Below are 17,655 nucleotides of genomic sequence, written 5' to 3' on the forward strand. Positions count from 1 at the left end.
GACGGCCACCGCGCCGATCCCGTACAGAAGCAAGTGCCCAGCGAGTGGATGACGCAAAAAGGGATTGACTAACCAAGGCCCGTTACAGAAGCCCGGATGAAGCGCAGCGAAATCCGGGGTCTTTTGACGCAAGCACCGTCCCCGGATTGCGCTGCGCTTCATCCGGGCTACGGACTCGTAGGGTGGGCAAAGGCGCGTTTGCGCCGTGCCCACGATCTGTCTCCGTAAGCGAGATCTGGTGGGCACGCTTCCGCTTTGCCCACCCTACGGCACCTCCTCAGATCTTCCGCCCCGCCTGCTCCCAATAGGGATCGCGCAGGCGGCGCTTGAAGATTTTTCCGGAGTCTTCGCGCGGCAGGCCGGCGCGGATCTCGATGTGCTTGGGTACCTTGTAATCGGCGAGCGAGGTCTTCAACCGGGCGCGGACGTCGGCGGCATCGAGCGTAACGCCGGCTTGCGGCTCGACCACGGCCATCAGCGCCTCGCCGAACTCGGCGTCGGGGATGCCGAACACGGCGCAATCATGCACACCTGGCACCGCGTGCAGCACCGACTCGATCTCGGCCGGATAGATGTTGACGCCGCCCGAGATCACCATGTCGCGCTTGCGGTCGCAGATGAAGACATAACCGTCCTCGTCGATATAGCCGACATCGCCGGAGGTGATGAAGCCGTCGCGATCGATCTCGGCGCGCTTCTCCGGCTTGTTGTGATAGGTGAAATCGGCCAGTTCGGCCATGCGGGAATAGATCTCGCCGATCTCTCCGGCCGGCAGCACGCGGCCGTCTTCACTGAGGAAGCGCAGCTCCGCGCCGGGCGAAATCTTGCCGACGGTGCCCGGCTTTCTCAGCGCGTCTTCGGAGGTGGCGAAGGTGACGGCGCTGGATTCGGTCGAGCCATAGAATTCGTAGATCACCGGCCCCCACCACTCGATCATGGCGCGCTTGACCTCCGCCGGACAGGGCGCGGCGGCATGGATGACGTGGCGCAGCGAAGAGACGTCGTATTTCCTGCGCACCTCCTCCGGCAGCTTCATCAGGCGGATGAACATGGTCGGCACCATGAAGATGGTGTCGATCTGAAAGCGCTCGATCAGCTCCAGGAATTCTTCGGCCTCGAAGCGCGGCATGAGGACGAGCGCGCCGCCGAGCTTGCCGGCGCGGATGCCGAACGAGTTCGGCGCGGAATGATAGAGCGGTCCCGGCAGGATCGCGCGGGCGCCGGGCTTCAGCCCATAGATCATCGCGCGCATGCGCTCGCCGGCGGCTTGCTGATCCGGCGTCGGCGCGTGGCGGCGGACACCCTTGGGATGGCCTGTTGTCCCCGAGGTGTAGATCATGTTCATCGGCTGCGGCACGATTGGGCCGTCATAGGGCTGGAATTGCGCGAGCCAGGATTCGAAATCGATCGCGAAGCCAGGCGTCGCCAGATGATTGGGATCGATCCTGTAGTTGGACAGGATCTCCGGCGGCGTCGGCACGCTCAGCACGGTGACGCCCTTCGGAATCGCATCACGCAAGGCGTGCAGCATGTCGGCATGACCGATCAGCACGGACGTGCCGGTATCGCCCAGGATGTAGCTGATCTCCTCCGGCTTGAAGTGCCAGTTGATCGGCACGCCATAGGCCCCGAGCCGCATCGCGGCATAGGCGGCTTCCAGAAAGGCGATGTCGTTGCGCATCAGCATGCAGACGCAATCGCCTGGCTTGACGCCGATCTTGGCGAGGCCGGCGGCGATGCGGTCGGCGCGGGCTGCGATTTCAGTGTGGGTGCGTCGGCGGTCGCCGGAGACGATGCCGAGGAAGTCGGACGTTTCGCTCATTTTTGTTTTTCTTTGTTGTTCAACGACGGTGCCAGTTAGTCGTCATCACCGGGCTTGTCCCGGTGATCCACGTCCTTCACCGTCGCCTGGATCAAGAACGTGGATGGCCGGGACAAGCCCGGCCATGACGGAGAGGCAATCAATCCACATACTTCGCTGCGCGCTTCTCCAAATTCGATCTCACCGCCTCGGTCTGGTTCGCGCTGCCGATCAGCTTCTGCTGCTCGACCGACTCCGCGAGGAGTGCCGGACCCGGATCGACCGAGAGATTGTTGAGCAGACGTTTTGCCGCACGAATCGCATCCGGGCTCTTGCCGGCGATCTCGCGCGCGACTTCGAGGGCGCTTGCGCGCGGGTCGTCGCAGATGCGCGTGGCGAGGCCGTACGTCATCGCCTCCTGCGCGGAGAAGATGCGGCCGGTGTAGGTGAGATCGCGCAAGATATCGTCGCGCACGAGCGAAGCCAGGATCGGCGTGCCCGCCATATCAGGGATGAGGCCCCATTTGATCTCCATCACCGACATCCGCGCGTCCGCCGAAAGAAAGCGCATGTCGGCGCCGAGTGAGAGCTGGAAGCCACCGCCGAAGGCAACGCCATGCACGGCCGCGATCACAGGCACCGGCAGCTGGCGCCAGCCCCACACCGCCTGTTGCGGGAAGTTGGCCTGGCCGTGCGTCCGCTTGGTGAGATCGCGATTTTCGCCACCCGGAATTCCGTTGCCGCCCTTTTCCTTCATGGCGGCAAAACGCCCCATGTCGAGCCCGGCGCAGAAGGCGCGGCCTTCGCCCGACAGCACGACCACGCGCACGCCTTTTTCCTTCGAAAGCCGGTCGGTTGCGGCGACAAGGGCCTCGAACATCGCCTGGTCCAGCGCATTCATCTTGTCCGCGCGCACCAGCCGCACGTCGGCGACGCCTTCCGAGATCGAGATCGAGACGCGCTCTTCCATGGACGAATTCTCCCCTGTTCTTGTTCAGTGCCGCTTTACAGGACGCTGGTAGCCGGATTTAGTCAATCGACCAATTAACTGACAATCCCTACGGGGGAAACAACCATGTTCAAGGAAAATCTTCTGGCCGGCCGGCGCATTCTCGTGACCGGCGGAGGCACGGGTCTCGGCAAGTCGATGGCGGCGCGCTTCCTCCAGCTCGGCGCCGAAGTGCACATCTGCGGCCGGCGCAAGATCGTGTGCGACGAGACCGCGACCGAGCTGATGGCCGAGTATGGCGGCCGCGTCACCAGCCACGGCGTCGACATCCGCAACGCGCTCGCGGTCGAGGAGATGGTGGAGACCATCTTCCGCGACGCGCCCCTGACCGATCTCATCAACAATGCGGCCGGTAATTTCATCTCGCGCAGCGAGGAGCTGTCGCCGCGCGGCTTCGACGCCGTCGCCAACATCGTCATGCACGGCACGTTCTACGTGACGCAGGCGATCGGCAAGCGCTGGATCGCGTTGAAGCAGCCCGGCAACGTGGTGTCGATCACCACGACGTGGGTGCGCAACGGCTCGCCTTACGTCGTCCCGTCGGCGATGAGCAAGTCGGCGATCCATGCCATGACGATGTCACTTGCAGCCGAATGGGGCCGATATGGCATCCGCCTCAACACCATCGCGCCCGGCGAAATCCCGACTGAGGGCATGAGCAAGCGCATCAAGCCCGGCGACGAGGCCGGCGCGCGCACCAAGGCGATGAACCCGATGGGCCGCGTCGGCACCATGGAGGAATTGCAGAACGTCGCGGTGTTCCTGATCTCCGGCGGCTGCGACTGGATCTCCGGCGAGACCATCGCCATGGACGGCGCGCAGGCGCTGGCCATGGGCGGCAATTTCTACCAGCTCCGGGACTGGAGCGACGACGACTGGAAGACCGCGCGCGAGAGCATCATGGCGCAGAACGAGAAGGACCGGGCGAAGCGGGGGTGATGCTCTCTCGTGCCCCGGACGCAGTGCAGCGCGCCCCCGGCGATGCGAAGCATCGTCCGGCACGGCGTGGTGCGCTGCTGAGCCGGGACCTAGCACGCTTCGCGGACACAGAAGAATGGATCCCGGCTCTGCGCAGCAGCGCAAGCGCTGCAGCGCGTCCGGGACACGGAACCATCGATTCTCCTCTCCACCTTGTCTTCACCCGCGGATGACGCCACACTCCCAGGCATAAAAACAAGACGCCACGGGAGAAACATGTCCACACAGCCATTGGCGAACCTCGCCGACATGGTGCGCGAGCGGGCGACGAGCCGCGGCAACGCCACCGCCTATGAGTTCGAGGGCCGCGTCACCAGCTTTGCCGAATTCGACGCCAAGACCAACAAGGTCGCCAATGCGTTGATTGCGATGGGCGTGAAGAAGGGCGACCGCATCGCCTATCTCGGCAAGAACAGCGACCTCTATTTCGAGCTGCTGATGGGCGCGATGAAAGCCGGCGTCGTGATGGCGCCGGTGAACTGGCGGCTCGCGGGGCCGGAAGTTGCTTTCATCGTCGAAGACTGCAAGGCGCCGGTGCTATTCGCAGGGCCGGAGTTCATCACACAGGTCCGCCAGATCAAGGACCAGCTGCCGGGCGTGCGCACGATCATCACGACCGAGGGCGGCGCGCCGGAGTGGCAGGATTTTGCGGCTTGGCGCGATGCGCAGAGCGGCGACGATCCGAAGCTGCCGACCGACAGCCGCGACATCGCGATCCAGCTCTACACATCCGGCACCACGGGCAAGCCGAAGGGCGCGATGCTGTCGCATGCGAACTTCCTCAACCTCGTGCAATCCGGCAATGCCGAGGACAAGCCGGAGTGGAACCGGTGGTCGACCGACGACGTATCGCTGGTGGCCATGCCGGTCTTCCATATCGGCGGCTCGGGCTGGGGCGTGATGGGCCTCTATCACGGCGCCCGCGGCGTGATAGCGCGCGAATTCGATCCGACCAAGGTGCTGGATTTCTTCGAGCTATCAGGCATCACAAAACTGTTCATGGTGCCGGCGGCGATGCAGTTCGTGGTGCGGCAGCCGCGCGCCAGAACGGTCGATTTCTCGCGGCTGAAATACATGCTCTATGGCGCCTCGCCTATTCCGGCGGCGCTGCTGAAGGAGTGCATCGAGGTCTTCAAATGCGGCTTCGTGCAGCTGTATGGGATGACGGAAACGACGGGCACCATCGTGGCGCTGCCGCCGGAGGATCACGTCGAGGGGCTGGAGCGGATGCGCTCGGCGGGCAAGGCGCTGCCAGGCGTTGAAATCGCGATTTTGGATGCGGACGGCAAGCCGCTGCCGCCGCGGCAAGTCGGCGAGATCGCGACGCGCTCGGGCTCGAACATGGCCGGCTATTGGAACCTGCCGGAGGCGACTGCATCGACGCTGCGCAGTGACGGCTGGTTGCGCACCGGCGATGCCGGTTACATGGACGAGCACGGCTACCTCTACATCCACGACCGTATCAAGGACATGATCATCTCCGGCGGCGAGAACATCTACCCCGCCGAGGTCGAGAGCGCGCTGTGCGATCATCCAGATGTGGCGGAAGCCGCGGTGATCGGCGTGCCCGACGACAAATGGGGCGAGGCGGTGAAAGCCGTCGTGGTGATGAAGCCGGGCAAGCAGGCGAGCGCGACCGACATCATCAACTTCACCCGCGAACGCATCGCCGGCTTCAAGACACCGAAGAGCGTGGAGTTCCTGCCGGCGCTGCCGAGGAACCCGAGCGGCAAGATCTTGCGGCGACAGCTGCGCGAGCCGTATTGGGCGGGGAAGGATCGGCGGGTGAATTGATTATTCCAGAATCCTTCCGTGGTGACATTTCTGGATTGCTTCGCTGCGCTCGCAATGACGGTGTGGAAGCAGAAGCGCGCCTCCCTCCACCGTCATTGCGAGGAGCGCTTGCGACGAAGCAATCCGGACTGTTTCCGCAAGACGCGGTACCGTAGGGTGGGCAAAGGCGCTCTTGCGCCGTGCCCACGAGTCTTCGATTACGAGAGAGGTGGTGGGCACGCTCCGCTTTGCCCACCCTACGGGAGCGGTGCAAGCCTCAATGCTTCCCCGGCCCCATATAGCCGAACAGGAATCCCGCCACCTTGCGCATCTGGATCTCCTCGCTGCCTTCGGTGATGCGGTAGCGGCGGTGGTGGCGGTAGATGTGCTCGAACGGTTTGTGGCGTGAATAGCCCATGCCGCCATGGACCTGCATGGCGCGGTCGGCGGATTCGCAGCAGAGGCGGTTTGCCCAATAGTTGCACATGGAGACGCGATCGGAGAGCGTGCGCTCGATCTGCTCCTCGGTGAGCTGGTCCATCTCCCAGGCGGTCTTGCGGATCAGCAGGCGCAGCATCTCGGCTTGCGTCGCGAGCTCGACCAGCGGGAACTGGATCGCCTGGTTCTCCGCGAGCGCTTTCCCGAACGGTTTTCGCTCACGCGCGTATTTGACGCTCTCATTGATGCAGTAAACGGCGGCGCCGAGCGAGCTTGCGGCCTGGCGGATGCGGTTCTGGTGCACGAAGCACTGCGCCAAGGACAGGCCGCGGCCGACCTCGCCGAACAGCGCGTCCTCGGACACGAACACGTCGGTGAAGCTGACGCGGGGATGGTCGGTCGGCATGTTGAAGGTCCACATGTACTCCTCGACCTTCACACCATGGCTCTTGGCCGGCACCAGGAAGCAGGTGATGCCACGGGCATCGCCGTCATTCCCTGAGGTGCGCGCGAACAGCGCGCAGTGCGTGGCGACGTGCATGCCGGTGGTCCACATCTTCTCGCCGTTGATGATCCAGCCCTTGACGTTGTCGCGGGTCGCGGGCACCGCGCGCGTCTCCATGTGGGTCGCGTCCGAGCCGTGATGCGGCTCGGTCAGGCCAAAGGTGATGCGGTACTTGCCCTTGATCGAGCCGTCGATCATTGCCTTCTGGTCGTCGCGGCCGTAGCGGTCGAGCATGGTGACGACGGGGAAATTGCCGACGATCGAATGCTCGTTCTGAAGGTCGTTGTGCAGGCCGAGACCCTTGGCGGCAAAATGCTCGCGGATCACGGCCATCCAGAGGTTGGAGCCGTTCTTGCCGCCATATTGCTTCGGCACCGGAAAGCGCAAATGTCCGGCGGCGTCGGCGAGGTCCTTCGCCTTGCGCAGCAGCGCTTCCCATTCGTGCCGCGGCAGACCACCGTTTTCGAAATCGGTGCGCGCCCATTCGCGGCGGTGATCGAAGAAGCGAATGTTGTCGTCGGCTTCTTCCAGCGGCTTGATCTCGCGTTCGATGAAACGGTCGAGCTCTCCGAGGTAGGCGACGAGATCGGCAGGCAATGAGAAATCCAAGGGTTCTCTCCCGGAATGATTTTATCGTTTTGCGTTAAGGCGCTAGACGCATTCTTGCTTCGCATGATTAAGCGGAGAAGAGCTCGCGCAAGTCAAGCAAAGCGAGACGTGCCGAGTGCGCAAGGCGCACCAGCGCAATTCGATGGTGCTCAAGCACTGAGGCGCGCTACTATGCGGCCAATATTCCTTCACAAGAAAATGCGGGAGCGCGCGATGGAGCTGAAATTTTCCAAGGTGGAACGCAAGGGGCCGATCACGATCGTGACGCTGTCGCGCCCTGAGGTCTACAACGCGCTGCACACCGATGCGCATTTCGAACTGCAAAAGGTGTTCGACGATTTCTCCGCGGATCCCGAGCAGTGGATCGCGGTCGTCACGGGCAGCGGCGACAAGGCGTTTTGCGCCGGCAACGATCTGAAGTGGCAGGCGGCGGGGGGAAAACGCGGCTGGGACAAGGGCGGCTTTGCCGGCCTCACCGCGCGCTTCGACTGCGACAAGCCGATCATCGCGGCCGTGAACGGCGTCGCGATGGGTGGCGGCTTCGAGATCGCGCTCGCCTGCGATCTGATCATCGCCGCGGAGAATGCGACCTTCGCCCTGCCCGAACCGCGCGTTGGCCTCGCCGCACTCGCCGGCGGCCTGCACCGGCTGCCGCGCCAGATCGGGCTGAAGCGCGCCATGGGCATGATCCTGACCGCGCGCCATGTCAGCGCCAAGGAAGGTCTTGAGCTCGGCTTCGTCAACGAGGTGGTGCCGCAGGGCGAAGCACTCACCGCCGCGCTGCGCTGGGCCGAGATGATCACCAAGAATTCGCCGATGTCGATCCGGGCCTCGAAGCAGGCCATCCAGAGGGGGCTTGGCGTGTCGCTGGAACAGGCGATCGAGGAACAGCGCGAGTATCCGGCGGTGAAGGCGATGGCCGCATCGCAGGACTACATCGAGGGACCGAAGGCGTTCTCGGAGAAGCGGCCGCCGAAATGGGTGGGGAAGTAGCGCTTTCTCGACACCCGTCATGGCCGGGCTTGTCCGGCCATCCACGTCTTGAGGCAACGCACGAAGAGCGTGGATGCCCGGGACAAGCCCGGGCATGACGATGCGGAGAGAGAGGCGCGGTTGTCTCAACAGCGTTATTGCGAGTGCGTAGGATGGGTTTCGCTACGCTCTACCCATCCTACCCGCCTCGCCCCAGCTCCCGCTTGTACGAAGCATAATTCGGCTGATCGACGGCGAGCTTATCCATCGTGGTCGCCCAGAGGTGCTCGGAGAGGCCCGGCGTTGCGAGGTCAGCCTCGCCCTTGGCGATACGTTCCGCCAGCGCGCGATTGAGCTCGGTGACGGAGCCGTCCATGCCGAGCAGCGCACGGAGGCGTTCCACCTCCTTGGCATCAGTCCCCTCTTCCTGCGTCAACTGCCGCGTCACGAGGTCGAGGATGTTGATGGCAACGCGCAGCTTGAAGGCCTGGTGGCCTGAGATCAGCGGCGTGATGTCGCTCCGGAGGAAGTCGGCGACCGATTGGGTCAGCTCGACCGGTGTCGGCTCGTCCTGCATGGTCAGCTCCCGCGCGGCGCCAATAGCCGCAACAAATCGATTTCGGTCTCGGACGCACGGCGGCCGATCATCGCGCGTTCCATGGAATGATCCGGGCCCTCGCGGAATCGCTGCATCATGCCGCCGCACATGATGCCCCAGCGCAGCGTGCCCATCACTTCCCAGAATTTCACGCGCGCCGGATCGACCTTGCGGCCGGCAGCCTCATAGCCTGCGAACAGCTCCTCGCGCGAGCCGAAGCCGCCGACCGGCTTGTCGATCTCGCCGAAACGCCAGGAATTGACGCAGACCCAGCCGAGATCCTCCATGGGGTCGCCGAGATGGGCGAGCTCCCAGTCGAGCACGGCGCGGACACCGTCGGCGCCGATGATGAGATTGCCATTGCGGAAATCGCCATGCACCAGCGTTTCCTCCGCCGAGGGGCCGGGATCGTGGTCGCGCAGCCAGCGCAGCGCCAGCTCGAACACCGGCTTCGGCCAGTTCAGGCTACGATAGTCGCGCTCGAACTCGGCGATCTCCTGGGTCGCCGACCTACTGCGCAGTTTTGGCAGTTTGTCCTGGGGCAGCCGATGCAGGCCGGCAAGAATGCCGCCGATCTGCCGCGCGAGATGCGGCCGCGCCGCGGCGAACTCGTTATCGCGCAGGATCTTGCGCGCGATAGTTTCGCCCTCGACCCGCTGCATAATGAAGCCCGTTCCGAGATCGTCTTCCGGTCTCAACACGTACAGCACACGCGGTGACGGGATGCCGGCTTCGAATGCGAGCTGCATCAGCTTCGCCTCGGCCGCTAGACCTGCCGCCCGCGTCGGTGCTGCGCCATATCCCTTAGGAGAACGGCGTAGGATCGCTCCCACCAAACCATGGGGCTGCATGATATCGAACGACCATGTCTCCTGGCTCGCGCCACCGGAGAGCCTCTTAGAATTGGCTACCCCAATAGCGCCCGCGTACCAGGAGCCAACGATACGTCCGAGTTGAGGCTCGATCATTTGCCTTTGAACTGCGCGGGTCGCTTCTCCAGGAATGCGCCGACGCCCTCGCGGAAATCCTGGGTGTCGCCGGCACGGAGCTGGCACTGGAATTCGAGGTTGAGCTGGTCCTCGAAGGAGTTTTCGGGGCTGTCCCAATAGAGCTTGCGGATCAGCGACAGCGCGACCGTCGGGCCGCTGGCGAGGTCGCGCGCGAGCTTCATCGCCTCCTCCATCAGCACGCCGTCATCGTAGACGCGGTTGACAAGGCCCCATTCCAGCGCCTTCTCGGCCGGTAGCCGCTCGCCCATTAGCGACAACTCGATCGAGCGCGCCCGACCGATGAGGCGCGGCAACAGCCAGGTCGAGCCGCAATCCGGCACGAGGCCGATGCGACGGAAGGCCTGAAGGAAGTAAGAGGAACGCGCGCACAGGATCAAGTCACCGAGCAGCGCGAAGCTCATGCCGGCGCCCGCCGCCGGACCGTTGACCGCGGTCACGATCGGGCAATGCAAATTGCGGATGCGGCGCAGGAAGGGATGAAAGCCGGTCTCGAGCGTCAGGCCGGCCTTGGTCTTCTTCGACTGGTCGTTGCGGCCCTGAAGGTTCGCGCCGGTGCAGAACGCCCGCCCCGCGCCCGTCAGTACGACGCAGCGGACCTCGTCCTTCTTCTCCTCGATCGCGTCGAGCGCTTCGGCAAGACCCCCGAGCATGTCCACGGAGACCGCGTTCATCACCTCCTGATGGTCGAGCTTGAGGATCGCGACCGAGCCATCGAAATCGAGCGTGACGTGTTTGAACTGCATGGTTTCCTCGTCAGTTGCGGCCCGCGTCAGTTTCGCAGACCGGAATTCGTTTTGCCGGGGCGCATATTTGATTTTTGGCGCGGTCTTGTCCATGGTGATCAGAGCATAGCAAGCAATCTTGCGCGCAGCGGCTGATGCGCCGCACATCAAGAAGACTTGCCAAAAACAGGAAACGCGCCATGAACATTTTCGACCTCTCCGGCCGCGTGGCCGTCATCACCGGAGGCAATGGCGGCATCGGCCTCGGCATCGCGCAGGCGCTCGCGGGCCAAGGCTGCAACGTCTCGATCTGGGGCCGTAATGCTGACAAGAACAAGGCTGCTGCCGCGAGCATGGCGGGGCTATCAGGCAAGGTCGATAGCCGCGTTTGTGACGTCACCGACCCAGCCTCAGTCAACTCGGCGATGAAGGCGACGCTCGATATTTTCGGCCGGGTCGACGGCTGCTTCGCCAATGCCGGCATCGGCGGCGGCGGCCGGCGTTCCTTCATCGAGCGCACCGAGGAAGAATGGCGAACGATGTTTTCGACCAATCTCGACGGCGTATTCCACGCGTTCCAGGCCGCCGCGCGCCACATGACCGATCGCGCCAACGCCGGCGATCCCTTCGGCCGGCTGGTCGCGACCTCGAGCCTGGCCTCGATCTTCGGCACCGCGCGCAACGAGCATTATGCTGCAACCAAGGCCGCGATCAACGCGCTGGTGCGCGCGCTCGGCGTCGAGCTGGCGCGCCACGGCGTCACCGCCAATGCGATCCTGCCCGGCTGGATCAAGAGCGACATGACATCAGGGCTTATGGCCAACGAGAAGTTCGTCGCCAACGTGATGCCGCGCATTCCGGTGCGGCGCTTCGGCGAGGCAAGCGATTTCGGCGGCATCGCCGTCTATCTGATGAGCAAGGCGTCGTCCTATCACACGGCGGATACGTTCGTGATCGATGGTGGCTATACCGCGTTTTGATGACTTGTAGGGTGGGCAAAGGCGCCCTTGCGCCGTGCCCACCAGAGGCATTTTCCAATGTCGTGGTGGGCACGCTGCGCTTTGCCCACCCTACGGCTCCTTGTATTGTAAGCGCAGAAGGGAATGGGCAAATGTTCTCGCACGTGATGATCGGCACCAACGATCTCGACAAGGCCAAATCATTCTACGACAACCTGCTGAGCACGCTCGAGGTGCGGCCGGCCAGGGTCGACGGCCACCGCATCTTCTACATCACCAAGACTGGCGTGTTCTCGGTGTCGAAGCCGATCAACGGTGAGCCGGCGACCTGCGCGAACGGCGGCACGATCGGCTTTGCGTGCAGCTCGCCCGAGCAAGTCGAAGCCTGGCACGCGGCCGGTCTCGCGGCCGGCGGCAAGACCTGTGAGAATCCACCGGGCATCCGCGATGGCGGCGCGGCCGGCAAGATGTATCTCGCCTATTTGCGCGACCTCGACGGCAACAAGATCTGCGCGATGCATCGGATGCCGAACTAGCGTACCCCAGCCACACTGTCATGCCCGGCTTGACCGGGGCATCTAGTACGCCGCGGCTTCTCGGCCCAATCAGTACGGTCTCTGGAATACTGGATCGCCCGGTCTTCGCCGGGCGATGACAGCGGAGAGTGAGGCGCGTGCCTGCCGCCTCCCCATCCCATTCAAACAACATTTCAAACGCCTTCGCGATATTCCATCGCATGGCATGGCTCCGCGTGAAAAATGCGCGCTCGCACTTTGGCCGCGCTGCGACTATTCTTGCGCCCAGAACGATCTCAGCGTCCCGGGAGGAACAATGACAAAACACACCTACATTCCCCGCACCACCAACTACACCCTCAATCCCGGCGACGAGCTCAACGACTTGCGCATGTCGGACCAAGTCCGGCCACTCTACGATCACGTCAAGAAATTTATCCGCGACACCGTCGAGCCGATGTCGATCGAGTTCGCCAAGGCCGGCGAGACCAAGGAAGACCGCTGGAGCTTCACGCCGAAGCAGCTCGAGGTACTGGAGAAGGCCAAGAACAAGGCCAAGCAGGAAGGTCTCTGGAACTTCTTCCTGCCGGATGACGAGACCGGCCAGGGCCTGAAGAATCTCGACTACGCCTATATCGCATCCGAGCTGGGCAAGAGCCCACTGGCTTCGGAGAGCATGAACTGCTCGGCGCCGGACACTGGCAACATGGAAGTGCTGGAGCGCGTCGGCACCAAGGAGCAGAAGGAGAAGTGGCTGAAGCCGCTACTCAACGGCGAGATCCGATCGGCCTATGTCATGACAGAGCCGAACGTCGCCTCCTCCGACGCCAAGAACATCTCGACGATGGCAAAGCTCGTCGGCGACGAATGGGTCATCAATGGCGAGAAGTACTACATCTCCGGCGTCGGCGATCCCCGCTGCAAGATCCTGATCGTGATGGTCAAGACGAATCCGGATGCGGCGCCGAGCAAGCAGCAGTCGCAGATCCTGGTGCCGCGCGACACGCCCGGCGTCGAGGTGCTCGGCCCCATGTATGTGTTCGGCCAGGACCACGCCCCGCGCGGCCACATGCACATGCGCTTCAACAACGTTCGAGTCCCCAAGGAGAACATCCTGCTCGGTGAAGGCCGCGGCTTCGAGATCTCGCAGCTCCGCCTCGGGCCGGGCCGCATCCATCACTGCATGCGCACCATCGGCAAGGCCGAGAAGGCGCTCGATTTGATGGTGCAGCGTGGCCTCACCCGCGAAGCCTTCGGCAAGAAGATCGCCCATCTCGGCGGCAACATGCAGATCATCGCCCAGGCCCGCTGCGAGATCGAGGCGATGCGGCTGATGGTGCTGAAGGCGGCCAAGGCGATGGATGTGCTCGGCAACAAGGAGGCCCGCGTCTGGGTCTCCATGGTCAAGGCCATGGTGCCCGAGCGCGCCTGCAAGATCATCGACCAGGCCATCCAGATGCACGGCGCCACCGGCATCTCGCACTGGACCCCGCTGGCCGAGATGTACCAGGACGTCCGCCATCTGCGCTTTGCGGACGGTCCGGACGAGGTGCACTGGATGGTGGTCGGACGCCACGAGCTGAGCATGGCGTGATCGAGATGTCGTAGGGCGGATTAGCGAAGCGTAATCCGCCGAACGCCTATGGCATGAAAAGTGGCGGATTACGCCTTCGGCTAATCCGCCCTACGAAGGTCGTGCGACGGAAGTGCTGTAGGGTGGGCAAAAGCGCACTTACGCCGTGCCCACCATCAAAGAAGTGGTGGGCACGCTTCCGCCTTCGCTCTGCGGCTACGGCGGACAAGTCGCTTTGCCCACCCTACGAGACCTCCCCCTTGCAGGAGCCCCCATGGACTACGCCGCCAGCGACCTCACGCCACGCGAGCGCTACAAGGTGCTGACGTCCTTCATCCTGCCGCGGCCGATCGCGTGGGTGACCACGCTCGGGCCGACCGGCGTGGTCAACGCCGCCCCGTTCAGCTTCTTCAACGCGTTCTGCGAGGACCCGCCACTCTGCATGTTCGCGGCGAACCGGAAGCCTGATGGTGAGGACAAGGACACCTTCCTCAATATCCAGCGCACCGGCGAGTTCGTGGTCAACCTGGCGGACGAGCCGCTGGCGCGCGCGATGCACGAGAGCAGCGGCGATTTTCCACCTGACATCGGCGAGCCCGACTATCTCGGCCTCAAGCTTGCGCCTTCGACGAAGATCGCGGTGCCGCGACTCGCCGACACGCCCTGGGCGATGGAGTGCAAGCTCTGGAAGCTGATCGACGTCAACGACGATCGCCGCCTGATCATGGGCGAAGGCATCCACTTCCACATTCGCGACGAGCTGTGGGACGACAAGGCGATGCGGGTGCATATGGATCGCTATCACCCGATCGGCCGCATGTTCGCCGACCGCTACTGCCGCACCGACGACCGCGTCGTGTTTCCGGCGGCGGAAGGCGCAAAGACCAAATAGCCGAACCCAGGAGCGAGACGATGCCGGAATCCTTTCGCGACAACGAAGAACGCAGCCGGTTCGAGCTTGACGTCGACGGGCCGATCGCATTCGTCACTTACCGCAAGTCCGACGGCGTGATCACGCTCGTGCACACCGAGGTGCCGCCGGAGCTCGGCGGCCGCGGCATCGGCTCGAAGCTTGGCCGCGCCACACTGGACGCAGTGCGGGCACAGGGGCGCAAGCTCTCCGTCGAGTGCGATTTCATCCGCAATTTCATGCACAAGGATCCCAGCTACAACGACCTCTTGGTCGCTGCCGGGGATACGCAGGCCGAGCCGCAGGCGAGCTATCGCGCCGGCTGCTTCTGCGGAGCCGTCGAGGTCGAGGTCACGGGCAAGCCGATGTTTGCAGGCTATTGCCATTGCGCCGACTGCCAGGCGTGGTCAGCGGCGCCGATCAACGCTTTCAGCCTTTGGAAGTCGGACAGTGTGCGCATCACCAAGGGCGAGGCGGAGCTCGGGACGTTCAACAAGACCGAGCACTCCTACCGAAAATTCTGCAAATGCTGCGGCGGCCACGTCATGACTGAGCACCCGCGGATGCGGCTGATCGACGTCTACGCCAATCTGCTGAAGGGATACCAACACCAGCCAGCCCTGCATGCGAACTACGCAAGCAAGATGGTGTCGGTCCGGGATGGCTTGCCGAAATATGCCGACCTGCCGGCGGAGCTCGGCGGCTCCGGCGAGATGCTGCCGGATTGATCGTAGGGCGGATTAGCGAAGCGTAATCCGCCGAGCAATCCCCCAAGGGATGGCGGATTACGCCTTCGGCTAATCCGCCCTACGCACCTACGTCGCGGGCGCGAGCTTGTCCTGCGTCCTGGTCTCGAAATCGCTCGCGTCGTGCCGTTCGTGGAGCTGGCTGGCGGGATCGCCGGAGACACGGTTGACCATGCGGCCGCGCTTCACGGCGGGGCGCTGCGCAATCTGGTCGGTCCAGCGCTGCACGTTCTTGTAGTCCTGCACGGAGAGGAATTCGCCGGCGCCATAGACCAGCCCCTTGGCGAGCGCGCCGTACCACGGCCACACTGCCATATCAGCGATGGTGTACTCCTTGCCCGCGAGATATTCGTTGTCGGCAAGGCGCCGATCGAGCACGTCGAGCTGGCGCTTGGTCTCCATCGCGAAGCGGTCGATGGCGTATTCGATCTTGGTGGGCGCATAGGCGTAGAAATGGCCGAAGCCGCCGCCGAGATAGGGTGCGCTTCCCATCTGCCAGAACAGCCAGGACATCGCCTCGGTACGGGTCTTGATGTCCTTCGGCAGGAAGGCGCCGAACTTCTCGGCGAGGTAGAACAGGATCGAGCCGGACTCGAACACCCGGATTGGCTCCGGACCGGAGCGATCCATCAGCGCCGGAATCTTCGAGTTCGGGTTGATGTCGACGAAGCCGCTGCCGAACTGATCGCCGTCGCCGATCTTGATCAGCCAGGCGTCGTATTCGGCGCCCTTGTGGCCGAGCGCCAGCAGCTCCTCCAGCATCACCGTGACCTTCACCCCGTTCGGCGTCGCCAGCGAATAGAGCTGGAAGGGATGCTTGCCGACCGGCAGCTCCTTGTCGTGGGTGGGACCGGCGATCGGGCGGTTGATGCTGGCGAACTGCCCGCCATTCTCCTTGTTCCAGGTCCAGACTTTGGGCGGCACGTAGGCGGGGGTGTCGGTCATGCGAGGGGCTCCGGCGGAAAGATGCGCCTGCATTAATTAGCCCGCAAATGCCGAATGACAAGGCCTGTCCGGTCTGCGCTCGGCGCGGGCCTCAGGCGCTGGTCATGCGACCTCGCCTGTTTTCATCTTAAACGCCGCCGATAGGCGACCAGGAACGGCTCGCGCATTGCGCGACGTCTACACGCAAGATGCTCCGTCGAATCCGGCATGGCATCGCCAGCGAGGATGAGCTAGTTCACCCTTGCTTCGCCACGACAACAACAGCAACGCGAAGGTCGCCGGGAGAGAGCCATGAAATCGCCGATCTGCGACATGCTGGGCATCGAGTTCCCGCTGCTGGCCTTCAGCCATTGCCGCGATGTCGTCGCCGCTGTCAGCCGCGCCGGCGGCTTCGGTGTGCTGGGTGCCACCGTGCACACGCCTGATACGCTCGAACGCGAGCTGAAATGGATCGACGATCACGCCGATGGCAAGCCCTACGGCATCGACGTGCTCATTCCCGAGAACATCTCGACCTCCGGCGAGAAGGACGTCACCTGGAAGAGCCTTGAAGCGCGCGTGCCGCAGGAGCACCGCACCTACACGCGTGATCTCCTCAAGAAGTACGACATCGAGCTGACCATGACTGATGTGGACGCCAACCAGCCGCAGCCCTTCGACGGGAAGACGGCGCTTGAGCTGCTCGAGGTCTCCTTCAATCATCCGATCCGGCTGATCGCCAATGCGCTCGGCGTGCCGCCGAAGGCGATGATCGAGATGGGCAAGAAACACGGCGTGCCGGTCGCCGCTCTCGTCGGCGCCAAGGAGCACGCGCTGCGCCAGGTCGCGGCCGGTGTCGACATCCTCGTGGTGCAGGGCACCGAGGCCGGCGGGCATTGCGGCGAGGTCTCGACCATGGTGCTGGTGCCCGAGGTGATCAAGGCGATCAAGAAGATCCGCGACGTGCCGGTGCTCGCGGCCGGCGGCATCATGACCGGACGGCAGATGGCGGCCTGCATGGCGATGGGGGCGGCCGGCGCCTGGACCGGCTCGGTGTGGCTGGCCACCGTCGAGGCCGAGACTACGGAGATTTTCCGCGAGAAGATGATCGCGGCGTCCTCGCGCGATGCCGTTCGCTCCAAGGGCCGCACCGGCAAGCCGGCCCGGCAGCTTCGCTCGGTCTGGACCGATGCCTGGGACCGCGCGCCGGACAGCCCGGGCGCGCTGCCGATGCCGCTGCAGAGCATCATCAGCCGCGATGCCTTCAACTCGATCGACCGGGCCGCGGCAAGCGGCAACGCCAAGGCGCGCGATCTCGTCAGCTATTTCGTCGGCCAGGGCGTCGGCCTGATCGACAGCGTGAAGTCGGCCGGCGCCGTGGTGCAGGAGTTCAAGGAAGAGTTCGCCGAAGCCGTCGAGCACATGAATGCGCTGGTGGCGGAGTGATGGTGTGTGGCCGAGCGGTGTTCGCGGCCCATCCTTCGAGGCTCGCCCGACTGCGCGTTGCGCCGCCGGCCTCGCACCTCAGAGGCTGTGAATCTATGTGATTTGGCGCGTTTCCGTTTGCCGAACGGTGAGCCGAATGATTCTCTGCTTTCAAAGGTCGATGGAGG

General features: G+C 63.9%; 16 protein-coding genes. 9 read left to right on the forward strand and 7 right to left on the reverse strand.

Annotated features, from left to right (window positions below; translation table 11 throughout):
* Window positions 1-277 precede the first annotated feature (277 nt).
* Both IVA81_RS33635 and IVA81_RS33640 read right to left on the reverse strand, forming a co-directional pair.
* On the reverse strand, window positions 278-1,822 hold the full coding sequence (locus IVA81_RS33635) for an acyl-CoA synthetase (protein ID WP_247326283.1): 1,545 nt from the start codon (window positions 1,820-1,822) through the stop codon (window positions 278-280).
* A gap of 139 nt (window positions 1,823-1,961) precedes the next feature.
* Entirely contained in the window at window positions 1,962-2,771 is an 810-nt protein-coding gene (locus IVA81_RS33640) for a crotonase/enoyl-CoA hydratase family protein (protein WP_247326284.1), read from the reverse strand.
* A 105-nt stretch (window positions 2,772-2,876) separates the two neighbouring features.
* Between IVA81_RS33640 and IVA81_RS33645 the strand changes: the two genes are divergently transcribed.
* A complete protein-coding gene (locus IVA81_RS33645; protein WP_247326285.1) occupies window positions 2,877-3,749 on the forward strand; it encodes an SDR family oxidoreductase in 873 nt (290 codons plus the stop codon).
* Window positions 3,750-4,004: 255 nt separating this feature from the next.
* A complete protein-coding gene (locus tag IVA81_RS33650; protein ID WP_247326287.1) occupies window positions 4,005-5,582 on the forward strand; it encodes a fatty acid--CoA ligase in 1,578 nt (525 codons plus the stop codon).
* 256 nt (window positions 5,583-5,838) lie between these two features.
* On the opposite strand, the gene IVA81_RS33655 is transcribed toward IVA81_RS33650, so the two are convergent.
* Entirely contained in the window at window positions 5,839-7,113 is a 1,275-nt protein-coding gene (locus IVA81_RS33655) for an acyl-CoA dehydrogenase family protein (RefSeq protein WP_247326290.1), read from the reverse strand.
* A 213-nt stretch (window positions 7,114-7,326) separates the two neighbouring features.
* On the opposite strand from IVA81_RS33655, the gene IVA81_RS33660 reads away from it, so the two are divergent.
* Window positions 7,327-8,106, forward strand: coding sequence for an enoyl-CoA hydratase-related protein (locus IVA81_RS33660; RefSeq protein WP_247326292.1), 780 nt, complete (start codon window positions 7,327-7,329; stop codon window positions 8,104-8,106).
* Between the two features lie 178 nt (window positions 8,107-8,284).
* Here the strand turns inward: IVA81_RS33660 and IVA81_RS33665 are convergent, their stop codons facing one another.
* The 3 genes from IVA81_RS33665 to IVA81_RS33675 are packed head-to-tail and all read right to left on the reverse strand — an operon-like array spanning window position 8,285 to window position 10,436.
* On the reverse strand, window positions 8,285-8,662 hold the full coding sequence (locus IVA81_RS33665; protein WP_247326295.1) for a DUF6285 domain-containing protein: 378 nt from the start codon (window positions 8,660-8,662) through the stop codon (window positions 8,285-8,287).
* Window positions 8,663-8,664: 2 nt separating this feature from the next.
* On the reverse strand, window positions 8,665-9,651 hold the full coding sequence (locus IVA81_RS33670) for a phosphotransferase family protein (protein WP_247326299.1): 987 nt from the start codon (window positions 9,649-9,651) through the stop codon (window positions 8,665-8,667).
* On the reverse strand, window positions 9,648-10,436 hold the full coding sequence (locus tag IVA81_RS33675; RefSeq protein ID WP_247326300.1) for an enoyl-CoA hydratase/isomerase: 789 nt from the start codon (window positions 10,434-10,436) through the stop codon (window positions 9,648-9,650). Before IVA81_RS33675 ends, IVA81_RS33670 begins: the two co-directional genes overlap by 4 nt.
* 179 nt (window positions 10,437-10,615) lie before the next feature.
* Here IVA81_RS33675 and IVA81_RS33680 point away from each other — a divergent pair, with 179 nt between their 5' ends.
* The 5 genes from IVA81_RS33680 to IVA81_RS40770 all read left to right on the forward strand — a co-directional run bounded on the left by IVA81_RS33680 (window position 10,616) and on the right by IVA81_RS40770 (window position 15,100).
* Entirely contained in the window at window positions 10,616-11,395 is a 780-nt protein-coding gene (locus tag IVA81_RS33680) for an SDR family oxidoreductase (protein ID WP_247326301.1), read from the forward strand.
* A gap of 131 nt (window positions 11,396-11,526) precedes the next feature.
* Window positions 11,527-11,910 (forward strand): VOC family protein, encoded by a 384-nt coding sequence (locus IVA81_RS33685; protein WP_246926821.1) that lies wholly within the window; start codon window positions 11,527-11,529, stop codon window positions 11,908-11,910.
* Window positions 11,911-12,205: 295 nt separating this feature from the next.
* Window positions 12,206-13,483: an acyl-CoA dehydrogenase family protein gene (locus tag IVA81_RS33690; RefSeq protein WP_247326302.1), complete on the forward strand. Its 1,278-nt coding sequence runs from the start codon at window positions 12,206-12,208 to the stop codon at window positions 13,481-13,483.
* 253 nt (window positions 13,484-13,736) lie between these two features.
* Complete coding sequence (locus tag IVA81_RS33695) at window positions 13,737-14,354, forward strand: flavin reductase family protein (RefSeq protein ID WP_247326303.1); 618 nt, start codon at window positions 13,737-13,739, stop codon at window positions 14,352-14,354.
* A gap of 20 nt (window positions 14,355-14,374) precedes the next feature.
* Window positions 14,375-15,100: an N-acetyltransferase gene (locus IVA81_RS40770; RefSeq protein WP_346659428.1), complete on the forward strand. Its 726-nt coding sequence runs from the start codon at window positions 14,375-14,377 to the stop codon at window positions 15,098-15,100.
* A gap of 87 nt (window positions 15,101-15,187) precedes the next feature.
* Here the strand turns inward: IVA81_RS40770 and yghU are convergent, their stop codons facing one another.
* A complete protein-coding gene (yghU, locus tag IVA81_RS33710) occupies window positions 15,188-16,063 on the reverse strand; it encodes a glutathione-dependent disulfide-bond oxidoreductase (RefSeq protein WP_247326304.1) in 876 nt (291 codons plus the stop codon).
* A gap of 291 nt (window positions 16,064-16,354) precedes the next feature.
* On the opposite strand from yghU, the gene IVA81_RS33715 reads away from it, so the two are divergent.
* The gene (locus IVA81_RS33715; protein ID WP_247326305.1) at window positions 16,355-17,488 is read left to right on the forward strand and encodes a nitronate monooxygenase; all 1,134 of its coding nucleotides are present in this window, start codon (window positions 16,355-16,357) and stop codon (window positions 17,486-17,488) included.
* Window positions 17,489-17,655: the final 167 nt, after the last annotated feature.

Source organism: Bradyrhizobium sp. 141, assembly GCF_023074055.1.
Classification (GTDB): Bacteria; Pseudomonadota; Alphaproteobacteria; order Rhizobiales; family Xanthobacteraceae; genus Bradyrhizobium.